Source organism: Variovorax ureilyticus (assembly GCF_050632185.1).
GTDB classification, from domain to species: Bacteria; Pseudomonadota; Gammaproteobacteria; order Burkholderiales; family Burkholderiaceae_C; genus Variovorax; species Variovorax ureilyticus_A.
This window is the reverse complement of sequence record NZ_CP192579.1, coordinates 890,525-904,207: the sequence shown is the minus strand read 5'-3', so window position 1 is coordinate 904,207 and position 13,683 is coordinate 890,525. Positions and strand designations below refer to the sequence as shown.

12 protein-coding genes and 2 pseudogenes are annotated in these 13,683 nt (G+C 66.8%); 8 read left to right on the top strand and 6 right to left on the bottom strand.

Annotation, left to right across the window (positions count from 1 at the left end; all coding sequences use genetic code 11):
- Positions 1-21: 21 nt before the first annotated feature.
- The 4 genes and pseudogenes from ACQ858_RS04360 to ACQ858_RS04345 form a co-directional block, all read right to left on the bottom strand.
- On the bottom strand, positions 22-459 hold the full coding sequence (locus tag ACQ858_RS04360; RefSeq protein ID WP_431275573.1) for an ATP-binding protein: 438 nt from the start codon (positions 457-459) through the stop codon (positions 22-24).
- On the bottom strand, positions 459-818 hold the full coding sequence (locus ACQ858_RS04355) for an STAS domain-containing protein (protein WP_431275572.1): 360 nt from the start codon (positions 816-818) through the stop codon (positions 459-461). Before ACQ858_RS04355 ends, ACQ858_RS04360 begins: the two co-directional genes overlap by 1 nt.
- Positions 819-1,011: 193 nt before the next feature.
- Positions 1,012-1,938: a response regulator gene (locus tag ACQ858_RS04350; RefSeq protein WP_431276783.1), complete on the bottom strand. Its 927-nt coding sequence runs from the start codon at positions 1,936-1,938 to the stop codon at positions 1,012-1,014.
- Positions 1,919-4,696: pseudogene (locus tag ACQ858_RS04345) on the bottom strand (GAF domain-containing protein); the annotation flags it as partial. The gene ACQ858_RS04350 and the pseudogene ACQ858_RS04345, both read right to left, overlap by 20 nt.
- 487 nt (positions 4,697-5,183) lie before the next feature.
- Between ACQ858_RS04345 and ACQ858_RS04340 the strand changes: the two are divergent.
- From ACQ858_RS04340 to ACQ858_RS04325, 4 genes and pseudogenes are all read left to right on the top strand, one after another.
- Positions 5,184-5,327 (top strand): annotated as a pseudogene (locus ACQ858_RS04340) (hypothetical protein); the annotation flags it as partial.
- A 24-nt stretch (positions 5,328-5,351) separates the two neighbouring features.
- Entirely contained in the window at positions 5,352-6,971 is a 1,620-nt protein-coding gene (locus ACQ858_RS04335) for an ATP-binding protein (protein ID WP_431276782.1), read from the top strand.
- A complete protein-coding gene (locus ACQ858_RS04330) occupies positions 6,971-7,201 on the top strand; it encodes a hypothetical protein (protein ID WP_431275571.1) in 231 nt (76 codons plus the stop codon). The genes ACQ858_RS04335 and ACQ858_RS04330 overlap by 1 nt, the downstream gene beginning before the upstream one ends.
- A 128-nt stretch (positions 7,202-7,329) precedes the next feature.
- Complete coding sequence (locus tag ACQ858_RS04325) at positions 7,330-8,406, top strand: hypothetical protein (RefSeq protein ID WP_431275570.1); 1,077 nt, start codon at positions 7,330-7,332, stop codon at positions 8,404-8,406.
- Here ACQ858_RS04325 and ACQ858_RS04320 read toward each other — a convergent pair.
- The gene (locus ACQ858_RS04320; RefSeq protein WP_431275569.1) at positions 8,367-9,047 is read right to left on the bottom strand and encodes a methyltransferase domain-containing protein; all 681 of its coding nucleotides are present in this window, start codon (positions 9,045-9,047) and stop codon (positions 8,367-8,369) included. The two genes, ACQ858_RS04325 and ACQ858_RS04320, sit on opposite strands and share 40 nt — an antisense overlap.
- 18 nt (positions 9,048-9,065) lie before the next feature.
- The gene (locus tag ACQ858_RS04315) at positions 9,066-9,602 is read right to left on the bottom strand and encodes a hypothetical protein (protein ID WP_431275568.1); all 537 of its coding nucleotides are present in this window, start codon (positions 9,600-9,602) and stop codon (positions 9,066-9,068) included.
- A 271-nt stretch (positions 9,603-9,873) separates the two neighbouring features.
- Between ACQ858_RS04315 and ACQ858_RS04310 the strand changes: the two genes are divergently transcribed.
- The 4 genes from ACQ858_RS04310 to ACQ858_RS04295 are packed head-to-tail and all read left to right on the top strand — an operon-like array spanning position 9,874 to position 13,665.
- The gene (locus tag ACQ858_RS04310; protein ID WP_431275567.1) at positions 9,874-11,220 is read left to right on the top strand and encodes a C4-dicarboxylate transporter DctA; all 1,347 of its coding nucleotides are present in this window, start codon (positions 9,874-9,876) and stop codon (positions 11,218-11,220) included.
- Between the two features lie 8 nt (positions 11,221-11,228).
- Positions 11,229-11,927 (top strand): GntR family transcriptional regulator, encoded by a 699-nt coding sequence (locus tag ACQ858_RS04305; RefSeq protein ID WP_431275566.1) that lies wholly within the window; start codon positions 11,229-11,231, stop codon positions 11,925-11,927.
- 35 nt (positions 11,928-11,962) lie between these two features.
- On the top strand, positions 11,963-12,565 hold the full coding sequence (locus ACQ858_RS04300; protein ID WP_431275565.1) for a class I SAM-dependent methyltransferase: 603 nt from the start codon (positions 11,963-11,965) through the stop codon (positions 12,563-12,565).
- Between the two features lie 26 nt (positions 12,566-12,591).
- A complete protein-coding gene (locus tag ACQ858_RS04295; RefSeq protein WP_431275564.1) occupies positions 12,592-13,665 on the top strand; it encodes an AI-2E family transporter in 1,074 nt (357 codons plus the stop codon).
- Positions 13,666-13,683: the final 18 nt, after the last annotated feature.

The window sequence follows — 13,683 nt, the reverse complement described above, 5'->3', positions numbered from 1 at the left end:
AACGGATCGAACGGCCGACGATCAGGGCGGCGCCGCGGCGCGGAAAAGAAGCGTGAGGCGATTGCGGCCATCCTCGTGGCGGTAGCGCACGCCGTCGGAAAAATGCCGGACCATCGGAATGCCCCAGCCGCCGACCTTCGCGTCGCGCAGGCTGGTGGCGCGGGCGGGTTCGGGAACCTGCCGCAAGTCGAACGCGCGCCCTTCGTCCACGACTTCGAGGGCCACCTCGTCGCCCTGCCAGCCCAGGCGCAGCAGGATGCTTTGCGCGCCGTCGCCGGCCGCGTGCGTCATGATGTTCGTCACCACCTCGGTCGAGCAGAGATCGAGGTTGTGCGCCACCCGCTCCGGCAGGTGCTGGCCCTCGGCCCAGTCGTGCACCCAGGCGCTGATGCGCGGGAGTTCGCACAGGGCGTTGTCGACGATGAGGGAAGCGCGAGGCTCCCCGGCGGCGGGTGTCATCAGCGGCTTTCGGCAGACGACGCCATCAGCGCGCTGAAGGCGGAGTCGACGTCGGGGTACACCGGGATGATCGAATCGATGCCTGCCATCTTGAGCACCTCCGCCACCACGGGCTGTGGGTTTGCCAGCGCCATCACGCCGCCGCGCAGCGACTGCGCCCTCGCATTGACGACAAGCGTGCGGATACCGATGGAGGCCAGGAACGAGACTTCCGACATGTCGACCACCGCAAACAGCTTGCGGCCCGCCACGAGTGCGGCCAGACGGGTGTTGATGTCGTGGCCGCCGACGCTGTCCATGCGGCCGACGAGACTGATCTTCTCGACGCCCTCGGCCAGTTGTTCGCTCCTCAGATCCATACACGCTCCGCGGTCGATATCGATGGTGCTGAACCGGTCTGCCGCCGCAGGGTTGAGCTGCTTCGCAAGTTCCTCTTGTTCGCCTAAGAGAACAAGCACGCCTTGCTGTCCGGGGTAGAACCTTTTTCTAGCTTACGCTCAAATTTCCGGCGCGTATACCACCCCTTTAGGGGAGGAACCAAGGGGAGTGGCGTCAGCGCTCGTTGCGGGCCGGCGCGTTGCCCAGCGCCTCGACCAGCCGGTCCACGCGGATCGGCTTGGTCAGGTAGTCGTCCATGCCGGCGGCGATGCAGGACTCCCTGTCGCCCTGCATCGCGTTGGCGGTCATCGCGATGATGTGGGGCCGCTGGCCGGGGCCGAGCAGCGCGCAGATCCGCCGGGTGGCGTCGAGGCCGTCGAGCTCCGGCATCTGCACGTCCATCAGCACCACGTCGTAGACCTGCCGCTGCACCGACTCCACCGCCTCGATGCCATTGGAGGCGAGGTCGGCGCGGTAGCCCATCTGCTGCAAGAGGCGCAGTGCGAGCTTCTGGTTCACCACGTTGTCTTCGGCCAGCAGGATGCGCAGCGGATGGCGCTGCGCCATCGACGCATCGATCTGCGGCTTGGGCGCGGCGCTTGCGACCGGCCGCGCCGGTGCCTCGTGCGCGAGCAGGTTCACCATCGTGTCGAAGAGCTGCGACTGGTGGATCGGCTTCGAGAGGTAGGCGTTGAAGAGCGATCCGGTGTCGCCCGCCTCGCGGCGGCCCAGCGAGCTGAACAGCACCAGCGGCAGCCCGGCATGGTTGACCCGGATGCGCCGCGCGAGATCGATGCCGTCCATCTCCGGCATGTGCATGTCGAGGATCGCGAGGTCGTAGCGCTCGCCGGCGTCGAGCCAGCGCAGGGCTTCGACCGGCGACTCGGTTTCGCGCGGGCGCATGCCCCAGCGGCCGGCCTGGAGCGAGAGCACGCGGCGGTTGGTGGCGTTGTCGTCCACGATCAGCACGCGCTTGTCCTGCAGCTCGTGCTGCACGCCGGCGGAGACGGAGCGCTTGCTCGGCGGCGCCTCGGCCACCGGCGCCTCGATGGTGAAGAAGAAGGTGGACCCGGCGCCCGGCCCGGCGCTCTCGACCCACATGGTGCCGCCCATCAGCTCGGCCAGCCGCTTGCTGATCGCCAGTGCCCAGTCCGGTGCCGCCGTACTTGCGCGTGGTGCTCGAATCGGCCTGCGAGAACGACTGGAACAGCCGGCTCTTGCCTTGCTCCGACAGGCCGATGCCGGTGTCGCGCACCGCGAAGGTCAAGCGGACCTCGCCATTGGGCAAGCTTTCCGAACTGACCGCGAGCACCACCTCGCCCCGCTCGGTGAACTTCACCGCGTTGCTCAGCAGGTTCAGCAGCACCTGCCGCAACCGGGTGAGATCGCCGGACACGCCCACCGGCACGTCGCCCTCGAAGACATAGGCGATCTCGAGCTTCTTCTCCGTCGCGCGCGCGCTCACGAGGTCGAGCGCCGATTCCACGCAGTCGCGCAGATCGAAGGGATGCGATTCGACATCCATCCGCCCGGCCTCGATCTTCGAGTAGTCGAGGATGTCGTTGATGATCGTCAGCAGCGCATCGCCCGATTCGCGGATGGTGGAGACATAGTCCTGCTGCTCGGCATCGAGCGGCGTATCGAGCAGGAGCCCGCTCATGCCGATCACCGCGTTCATCGGCGTGCGGATCTCGTGGCTCATGGTGGCGAGGAAGGCGCTCTTGGCCTCGTTGGTGGCCTCGGCGGCGGCACGCGCTTCCTTGGCCTCGTTGAACAGGCGCGCGTTCTGGATCGCGATCACCGCCTGGTCGGCGAAGGTCTCCAGGAGCTTGATCTCCTTGTCCTCGAACGGCCCCGGCGGCTGGCGCGCGACGTGGATCGAGCCGATGTAATGGCCCTCCCAGATCAGCGGCGCCAGCATGACCGCGTAGTTGCCGATGCGCTCGGCCAGCTCGCGCATGAAGGGTGGGAGTTGCGGTTCTGCGAGCGCATCCGGCAGGTGAAGAACCTCCGGGCCGGCCATGGCCTCGCCCATCGGCGAGTGGTCGATCGGCCGCGGGTAGTAGCGCTCCAGCTCCGCGCGCGCCGAACCGCTGTGCGCGGCCAGATGCATCATGCCGTCGCCACCGACCAGCGAGATGCCGAGCTGGGTGCCCGCGAAGAGGCGCTGGCAGCTCTCGAGGATCTTGTCGAACACCGGCTGCGCGTCCTCCATCGATTCGCTGATCACCTGCAGCACCTCCGCCATGGCGGTCTGGCGCTCCAGCGTCTCGCGGGTCTCGTTGGCGAGCCGCGCGTTCTCGATCGCGATCACCGCCTGCTCGGCGAAGAGATCGAGCAGGTCGATCTGCCGCTGCGGCGACTTGCCCGGCTGCGGCCACGCGGTGGTGATCGCGCCGATCGGCACGCCGTCCCTGAGCAGCGGCGCGGCGATGATCCGCCGCCGCACCTCGACGTCCGCGAGCGCCGGGTCATAGTCGGGGTCCGCCCAGGCGTCGTCGTTGCTCAGCGACCGGCGCTCCAGGATCACCCGGCCGTTCATCTGGTGCGGATCGGGTGGCGCGGGCCACACGGTGCGGGCCACTTCCAGCGCCCTTGCCGACCAGTTGCGTGTCGCGGCGAGATGCACCAGCCGTCCATCGAAGGTGAAGATCGCGGAAGCCGGGCCCTCGAAGAGCCACATGGTGCAATCGAGAATGGCCTCGAACACCGGCATCGCATCGGTGGGCGACTCGCTGATCGCGCGCAGCACGTCGCTCACCGCCGTCTGGTATTCGAGCGACTCGGTCAGCTCGGCGGTGCGCTCCTCGACCTTGTGCAGCGCCGCCTGCGTCTCGTTGAACAGCCGTGCGTTCTGGATCGCGATGACCGCCTGGTCGGCGAAGGTCTTGAGCAGCGCGCGCTCGCTCGGCCGGAACGGGCCGGTCTGGGCGCGCTGCATGCTCAGGATGCCGATGCCACGGCCTTCCCAGAGCAGCGGCGCCGCGAGATTCGCGAAACTGGTGCCCGCCAGTTCGGCATTGCGGCGCAGGACCGGTGGCACGCCGGGATCGTTCGCGACGTCGGCGAACTCCACGACCTCGCCCGTGCGGAAGCAGATCTCGGCCGAAGTGCCCGCGATCGGCATCGGATAGCTGGCCTGCATCGCCGCGACGAGCCCGGCCGAGCGCTCTTCGCCGATCGCGGCGCGGCCGGCCGCCGTCACCAGCCAGCGGGTCAATGCGAGCCTGCCGTCGGCGCCCTGCATCATCAGCGCGAAGGAGCTGCCTTCGAACAGGCGCTCGCAGCACTCGAGGATCTTGTCGAACACCGGGGCGGGATCGGCCACGGAACTGCCGATGACCCGCAGCACCTCGGCGGCCGCCGTCTGGTGCGCCAGCGCCTCCTCCATCTCGCGGCTCTGGCGACGCGTCTCGTCCATCAGGCGCGCGTTCTCGAGCGCCAGCCCCAGGCTGCCGGCGACGGTCTCCAGGAGGCGGATCTCGTCGGCGCCGAAAGCGTATTCGCGCTCGTGGTTCTGCAGCACGATGACGCCGAGCGCCCGTTCGCTGCCGATGATCGGCACGGCCACGATCGAATGCGCCCAGTCGGTTCCGGGTGCGGGACGCACGCCGGCCCGCGTCTGGTCCTCGCGGGTGTTGGCCACTGCCGTCTCACGCCGCTTCAGGATGCCCGAGAGGAACCCGTCCGGCTTCAGCGGCCATGCCGGCGGCAGCGGAAGCGGCAGGTTGTGCTCGTAGCGGTAGAACACCTGCACGAGGTTCGTCTTGTCGTCCCACCAGAGAATGTTGAGGTCGCCGGAGCCGAACAGCTCGCGCAGCTTGTCGCCCACCATGTCGACGATCGCCTGGAACTCCATCCGGGCCGCCATGCCCTTCTGGATGCCATTGATGAGCATGACCAGCAGCTTGCCGTCGAATGGTTCGCGCAGGGCGCTGCCGGCGCGCGGCGCGTCTTTCAACAGGGGGCGAGACCGGGACGGGGCCATGGGGATCTGCCTTCTGCAACCAGCGGTTGGATGCGCGGCGGGGCGCACACGGCGTGGAGTCTAGCGGTGATGGACGAATCGCGGCGGACGGAGAAATCCGGAGCCCCGCGCCCGAGGACCGCCGGCGACCGCCATGGCCATCCCCGGAGGTCGGACGCCGGAGTCTCGCCACTCGTCGATCTGAGCGTGGCAGCCATCGAGTCCTTCCGCCTCAAGCCGGATTTTCAGTGGATGCATTCGTTCGGCTGGACAACAATGTCGGCGAACGCGGGTTCTGACTGCCCCGGGGCCCGCGGGCTAGCGGAACCTCCCCTGTGCGGACCTGCGGTTGCACAACGGCCGGGACGAGGAGATCTGCATGGCGGGCAAGCGGCCCACGGAAATCGCAAAGAGTGATTCGGACCCTTCAGCGTCTGAAGGCCGAATAGCCTGCCATGCCTGCAGGGCACTGAACCACCAGAGCCATCGCTTCTGCCTGAATTGCGGGCTGCCGCTCCAGTGGAAATGCGCACGTTGCGGAGAGCTCGTGCAGGGCGGGGCCAGGTACTGCGGGGCGTGCGGCACACCGGTCGCCTCGCAGCCGGCGACCGATCTTGAGGTTCCGGCGGCCGAGTTCAAGCAAGCCACGGTGCTCTTCGCCGACGTGGTGAGCTCGACGCAATTGGTGTCCGCGATGGACGCGGAACAGACGATGCAATTCCTCGCTCCGGTCGTGGAGGCCATGACACGGGCGGCCGTACGTTACGAAGGGACCATCGCTCGCACGCTCGGCGACGGAGTGATGGCCGTCTTCGGCGCTCCTTACGCCCACGAGGGCCATGCGCTTCTCGCCTGCCAGGCCGCGATCGAGATGCATGCAGCGACCTCGCATTTCACCGGCATCCAATTGCGCATCGGCCTCCATTCCGGCGAAGTCGTGTTCGATGCACTCGCGGCCGGCGGCGAGCGCGAGCGGCAACTGCATGGCGTTGCGATCCACCTCGCGAGCCGGATCGTGAACATGGCGGAGCCGGGCGCAACCTACCTGACCAGCCACAGCTTCGCGCTCGCCTGCGGACGCTACGAAGCCGTCAGCGTCGGCGTCAGACAGGCCAAAGGCTTCGACACACCCGTGCAGGTCTACCAGCTGCTCGGCTCCAAGGCTCAGGTCGGTGTAGTGCGGCGCAGCGCACGTCAGGCGGCTCTGCGCGGCCGAAAGCGTGAACTGGAGGCGCTGCGCAAGGCGCTCGACGAGGTGGAGTTCGGGACCAGCCAAATCGTCGGGATCGTCGGGGAGCCCGGCGCCGGCAAGAGCCGGCTTTGCCATGAATTTGCACTGGGGTGCCGTGGCCGCCTGATCCCGGTCCTGGAAGCCCGCGCGCAACTTTACGGACACGCAACGCCGTTGCAGCCGGTGCTCGAATTCCTTCGCTCGGCCGTCTTCCGGATCACGCCCAGCGATGACGCCTCGACGGTGCGCAAGCGCATCGCGCAGTACGTCCAGGAGATGGGCGAGACGTTCCAGCAAGACCAGGCGTTGCTCAACGAGTTTCTCGGCGTGCCCGAAGACGACGCCGAGCCTTCGAGGCTCAGCGGCCCGGCACGGCGTGACCGGCTTCTCGAAGTCGTGGGCCAGATGGTCCGTCATCTGGCCGCACGAACCACGGTGATCCTCATCGAGGACCTGCACTGGCTCGACGCGGCCAGCGCCGACTTCCTCACCACCCTCGTCGGTGCGGTTGCCGGAACACCGACGCTGCTGCTCGTGAACTATCGGCCCGGCTACACGGCGCCATGGATGAAGTCTCCCGCGTTCACAGAGATCGCCCTGCGCGATATCGAAGAGGGCAGCATGGTCGAACTCGTCGAAGAGCTCATCGGCGCCCGCACGGAAGTTCACGAGCTCGCCGTGCGCGTCGCGCAGCGCAGCGGCGGCAACCCCTTCTTCGCGGAAGAGCTGGTTCGCGTCCTGACGGCCGGCGGCACGCTGGCGGGCGCGTCGGCGCGGTTCTCGCTCGGCGAAAGGGCGCCGTCCGCGGCACTGCCGGCCACGGTACAGGCGGTCATCGGCGCACGGATCGACCAGCTCAGCGACACGCGCAAGGCACTTCTTCAGCTGTGCGCGATCGTCGGCAAGGACTTCCCTCGGCCGTGCTCGAGCACGTGATGAAGATCAGGCCGAAGGACCTTCACGGACAGCTGCGCGAACTGTGCGCCCTCGAATTCCTGGTGCCGCAAGCGGATGCCGATGGCGACTGGTATTCCTTCCGCCACCCATTGATCCAGGAGGTCGCCTACCGAACGCAGTTGAAGCTGCGACGCGCGCCGTTGCACGCGCTGGTGGCCAGCGCCATGGAGACGTTCTACGAGCATCGGGGGATGAGTTCGCGGGCCTGATCGCCTACCACTACGAGGCGGCCGGGCAGGCGCTGAATGCGGCCCGGCATGCGGCCCGGGCGGCGACCTGGATCAGCGCGACCGACACGTCCCAGGCGATCAGGCACTGGCAGAGCGTGCGACAGCTCATGCAGGACCAGCTCGACTCGCCCGAGAACAACGTGCTTCGCAGCCGGGCCAGCACACAGATCGCCTGGCTCGGATGGCGCCAAGGCGTCACCGTCGATCAAGCGAGGCCATTGATCGACGAAGCGCTTGCGTGGGCACGCCAGAGCGACCCACGGATGATTCCGATGCTGCTGTTCCTGGAAGGCCGCATTCTTGTCGCAAGCGGTGGGGCTGCCGACGACTACGTCGAGCGCGTCAAGCGGGCGCTCGGCATGCCCGGGGGTCACGACCATCCAGGCCGGGTTGCGACACTCAATGCCGCGCTTTGCCATGCGTTGGGCTGGGCGGGGCTTCTGAACGAGGCGCTTGCGGCCAGCACGGCGGCTCTGGAGAGGATCGGTGAAATCGAACTATCCGACCAGCAGTTCCTGGGCTACAGCGTCGAGCACTGGTCCACCAGTCTTCGCGGGCGCATCCTCGTGCGGATGGCTCGATTCGGCGAGGCGCAAGGCTGCCTGGACCGGATGTTCGCGGTGCCCGACCGCGATCTCGATCCGACGGTCCGTTTCATTGCCCACATGGGCTCGCTCGAGATCGCGGCAGCCAAGGCCCGGATGGATGTCGCCGCCGAGCACGCCCGCCGGATCGATCAGATCGCCCAGCATCACGGCAGTCCCTACTTGCGCGTCTTCGCGCTGGCCTCACGGGGCATGGCCGCCGCCGTCGCCGGCGACTTCAAGGGAGCCATCGCTGCTCACGGCGAAAGCCTGGCCTTGTTGCGCACATCGCGCGCCGCGATGGAGTATGAGTCGGAGCTGCTGGCGAGCCTGGCCGAATGCCACCTGCGGCTCGACCTTCGTGGCGATGCCCGCGAAGCGGCGACGCAGGCGCTGGCGGTTGCGCGCAAGCAAACCGCCCGGCTGCCACAGTGCCGCGCGTATCTGGTGCTCGCGGAGCTCGCCATGCGGTCCGGGCCCATCGATGATCTGGCGATTGCGTCCCTTCTGAGCCAGGCCGAACAATTGATCGAGCGCACCGGCGCCGCGCTCTATCGTCCTCAACTGGACGCGCTGCGCGCCCGCATTTCCGCACGCTGATCGAGAGAGGGCTTCACGAGGAGCGTGAACTCCCGAAGCCCGTAGTCCTCGACGAGCTGCGCTTCGCAGCCGAGTTCCGAACGACAGTGCTCCATCCAGCGCTCCGGCTCCGTCACGTAGAGTCCGCCTGCCGCCGCAGGTCGATCCGACAGGGCGCCGGGCGTCATGAAATTGACCGCGAAGCCCCTTCGGCTTCCGCCATGCATCGCTGCAAGGGTCAGTGCCACGTGACGCTCCCAGGCATCCCGCGCATGATCGAGCTTGACGTTGAAGATCCCGCTCGCAACGCAATAGTCCGAGACCGGCGTCGAGGCCGGTGCCACCACAAAATCGACATTCTTGCGACGCCGCCACCGACTGCGCGCACGCCGGATCATCTCGCCGGACACATCGGAGCCGATGTAGCGGATGTCCGCATCGGCATGCCGATCCGCCAGATGCGCCAGCAAGGCCCCGTAGCCGCAGCCTACGTCATGCAACGAGAACGCCGAGCGCCAGTCGATCACCTTGAGCAACTGCACGAACCGGAGGCGCTGGCTCATCACCGAAATCCAGTCGACCCCTTCCGGCGTAGCGCCGTACTTGCGCACCTTGGCGGTGTAATAGTGCTCGATGCTTTCGAGGGGAGCGGGCGCTTCCATGCACAACGCCGTGCCCGGCTAGATTCGTGCCTTCATGGGAAGGGAGATCACCAGGAAGTCCCTCCGGATGTAGTAGACGGGGCGCTGGCTGGGATGGATCAGCACCCTCGCGCCGCCGTCCTGGGTCGACGAGTCATGCGCCTTGAAGTAGACCGGATCAGGATCAAGGGTCTTGGCCGTATCGAGATGGCTGATCAGAGCAGCCACGATCGCCACGCCGCCAGTGAGGCCGACAACGTTGGAGGGATAGTCGTCAAGACGGGCCAGAAGCTTGTACCACTTCTTCTTCATGGGGTGGTTCCAAACGCCACCCACGCCGAGCGCTCTCAGACTTTGAACCAGAGGCCTGCCGGCCTTGAAGAGTTCGAACTCCGTCTGAATGGCCTGGATCTCCCGGATCCCATTGACACCCAGCCTCATGTTGGTCTCGGCCGGCGTCAATGGATGCGTTTCACCCTGTCCATCCAGAACATCCGGGTACGTACCGAAGTAGAGATTCATCATCTCCAGCAGTCCAGGAATGTAGGAATCGTCTTCCTTCATCAACATGCCCATGGGGTCCTCCAGTTGTTGGTGTTTCGCGAGGCGCTGCCGAAATCGGCGCGCAAGAATACCTGTGCGCTACCTCATCCGCAAGCGCGGTCGAAGTGCACAGTTTCTCCTCCGAAAAACGTTCTGCGCCATCACCAACCTGTTGGTTGACAGGCACGGCCATTGCAGTTTCCAGCCCCGGGAATACCCCCAGAGCAAACAGCCAAATCTTGCCTACATTGCTTGTATGCAAGAAAGCGAATGTCTTGCATGCAACTCAACACGGAGAGCCTCCATGCCCCGATTCGCCAAATCCTTTTTCGGTCAGGTCGTCATCGCACTGGTGCTCGGTGTGATCGCCGGCCTCTTCTTTCCCGACTTCGCCATCAAGCTCAAGCCGCTGGGCGACGGGTTCATCAAGCTGATCAAGATGATCATTCCGGTCCTGGTGTTCTGCGTGGTGGTGCACGGCATCGCCGGCGCGGGCGACCTGCGGCGCGTGGGGCGGGTCGGCGTCAAGGCGCTGATCTACTTCGAGGTGCTCACCACCGTGGCGCTGGGGCTGGGCCTGTTGCTCGCCTTCGTGTTCGAGCCCGGCGTGGGCATGAACGTCGATACGTCGAAGCTGGACGCCAACGCCATGAGCGCCTATGCGTCGACCGCCGACAAGCTCACCGGCGGCGGCACGGTCGACTTCATCATGAAGCTGATCCCGACGACGGTGATCAACGCCTTCGCGACCGGCGACGTGCTGCAGGTGCTGCTCTTCGCGGTGCTCTTCGGCTGCGCGCTGACGCTCCTGGGCGATCGCGGCAAGCCGGTCGCGGCGGTGGTGGATGCCACGGCCCTCGTGATGTTCAAGATCATGGGCATCATCATCAAGCTCGCACCGCTGGGCGTGCTCGGCGCGATCGCGTTCACCGTGGGCCAGTACGGCGTCGGCTCGCTCAAGCAGCTGGGCATGCTGGTTGCGCTGTTCTACGTCGCGGTGCTTCTCTTCGTGTTCGTCGTCCTCGGCATCGTCATGCGGCTTTCGGGCTTCAGCCTCCTCAAGCTGCTGCGCTACCTGCGCGAGGAACTGACCATCGTCTTCGCGACCACCTCGTCGGACAGCGTGCTGCCGCAGATCATGGGCAAGCTGCGCCACATGGGCATCCGCGATTCGACGGTCGGTCTCGTGATTCCGACCGGCTATTCGTTCAACCTCGACGCCTTCTCGATCTACATCACGCTGGCCGCGGTGTTCATCGCGCAGGCGACCAACACGCCGGTCTCGATGACCGACCTCTTGACCATTCTCGCGATCGCGCTGGTCACCTCCAAGGGCGCGCACGGCGTGCCGGGCTCGGCGATCGTGGTGCTCGCGGCGACGCTGCACGCCATTCCGGCGATTCCAGCGATCGGCCTGGTGCTGGTTCTGTCGGTCGACTGGTTCATGGGCATTGCCCGCGCCCTCGGCAACCTGATCGGCAACTGCGTGGCCACCGTCGCGATCGCGGCATGGGAGGGCGATATCGACCGCGAGCGCGCCCACGCGGTGCTCAACGGCACGCACTCGCCCGAGGACGAGCCGCTGCGCGAAGCGGGAACGGCCGCGGGGGACACGGCAGAATCCCCAGCCGTCATCCAGCCAGCGAACTGAACACCACCATGACCGACGTCACGCCCACCACCATCGCCGAGCGCGTGGTCGAAGCCATCCTCGCGCAGAAGCTTGCGCCCGGCGAGCGGCTCGGCGAGCAGGCGCTGGCGGAGAACTTCGGGGTGAGCCGCACCATGGTGCGCGAGGCGCTCATGCAACTCCAGGCGCGCGGCTTCGTCGAGGTGCAGTCGCGCCGCGGCTGGTTCGTGGTGGAGCCCTCGCCCGAGGACGCGCGCGACGCCTTCGCCGCGCGCCGCATCGTCGAAGCCGGCATCCTCGCCGAAGCCGGCCGGCCATTGTCGAAGGTCATCCGCAAGCTGCGCGAACACATCGCCGACGAGAGGCGCGCCATCGCCGGCGCCGATGCGGCCACCCGCGCCTTCCTGCTCGCCGACTTCCACGTGTGCCTCGCCGACCAGATGGGCCACCGCCTGCTGTGCGACGTCCTGCGCGACCTCACCGCGCGCACCACGCTCGCAGCGACCCTCTTCCAGTCGAAGCACGAGGCCGCCCAGTCCTGCGCCGAACACGCGGCCATCGTCGCCGCGCTGGAAGACGGCGACACCGTCCGCGCGCGCCAGTTGATGCTGGACCACATCGGCAACGTCGAAGAGGCCCTGCAGGTCGAGGCCGCCGCCGACCCCACGGAGAACGAGCGCCTGCGCGCCACCCTGGCCCCGGTCGCCCTGCCCCGCGCCGCGCGCTGAACGCCGCGGCTTTCGGGTGGTACGCTGGCCGCACCATGGAATCAGCTGCAGCCTCCACCTTCGACGAAGCCTATTACCAGCGCTACTACTTCAACAAGAAGACCCGCGTGGTCGACCCCCGGCACGTGGAGCAGCTGGGTGCCTTCGTCTGCGCATACCTGCAGTACCTGCGCGTGCCGGTGCGGCGGGTCCTGGACGTGGGCTGCGGCATCGGCCTGTGGCGCGACATCATCGCGCGGCACTTTCCGCAGGCCAGCTATCACGGCATCGAGTTCAGCGAATACCTGTGCGAACGCTACGGATGGGAGCGTGGCTCGGTGGTCGACTACCGCGCCAGGAAGCCCTTCGACTTCGTCATCTGCCAGGGCGTGCTGCCGTACCTCGCCGTGGCCGACCTCAAGCAGGCGATGCTCAACCTGGGCTCGTTGAGCCAGGGCGCGCTGTACGTGGAGGCCGTCACGCGCGAGGACTACGCGCGCGACATCGTGGACGAAGACCTGACCGATCCGCGCATCTTCCGCCACCGCGCCGAGGTATACCGGCGCGGGTTGTCGGAATCCTTCCTGGAGATGGGTGGCGGGCTGTGGCTCAGTCGACGGTCCGAGGTGCCGGTGTTCTCGCTGGAATGCACGGGGTAAGAGCGAGGCTGGGAGAGAATTTCACGATGAACTCGCCCGCCCTCCAACGCGCCGTCTTCCTCTTCCTGCTCGCGGTCGTCACGCTCGCATTCGGCTGGATCCTTCTCCCCTTCTTCGGCGCGGTCATGTGGGCGGTCGCGCTGGCGATCCTCTTCACGCCGTTCTACCGCTGGATGCTCCTCAAGGCGAAAGGCCGCCGCAATCTCGCCGCGTTCGCCACGCTGCTGCTCGCGATGATCCTCGTCATCATCCCGCTCGTGGCGATCACCCTCGCGTTGATCGACGAGATGGCCCTCGTCGCGCAGAAGGTCCGCTCCGGCGACATCAGCTTCGCCAACTACTTCCAGCAGATCGTCAACGCCCTGCCTCACTGGGCGATCGAGCAGCTCAACCGCTTCGGCCTGACCAACATCGAGGGATTCATCAGCCGCTTCTCGGCCTCGGCCCTGCGGGGCAGCCAGGTCATCGCGACGCGCGCGGTCTCCATCGGCCAGAACGCCTTCGAGTTCATCATCGCGTTCGGCCTGATGCTCTACATGCTGTACTTCCTGCTTCGCGATGGCCGCGAGCTGTCGAAGACGGTGCGCGCGGCGCTCCCGCTCGCCCGGGCGCACACCAATCACCTGTTCGCCAAGTTCGCCACGGTGATCCGCGCCACCATCAAGGGCAACGTCGCGGTAGCCGTGGTGCAGGGCTTCCTCGGCGGCGTGACCTTCTCGCTCCTCGGCGTGCAGGGCGCGTTGCTCTGGGGTTCGCTGATGGCCTTTCTCTCGCTGCTGCCGGCCGTCGGCGCGGCACTGATCTGGATCCCGGTGGCGATCTACTTCCTCGCCACCGGCACCATCGTGAAGGGACTGGTGCTGATCTTCGTCGGCGTCTTCGTGATCGGGCTGATCGACAACATCCTGCGGCCGATCCTGGTCGGCAAGGACACGCAGATGCCCGACTACATCGTGCTGATGTCCACCATCGGCGGCATCGCGCTGTTCGGCATCAACGGCTTCGTGATCGGGCCGGTGATCGCGGCGCTGTTCATGGCGGCGTGGGATCTTTTCGCTTCCTCGAGCGTCGAAAATGACGCCCCGCCTTCGCCGCACTGAATAAACGGCGCCATGGCG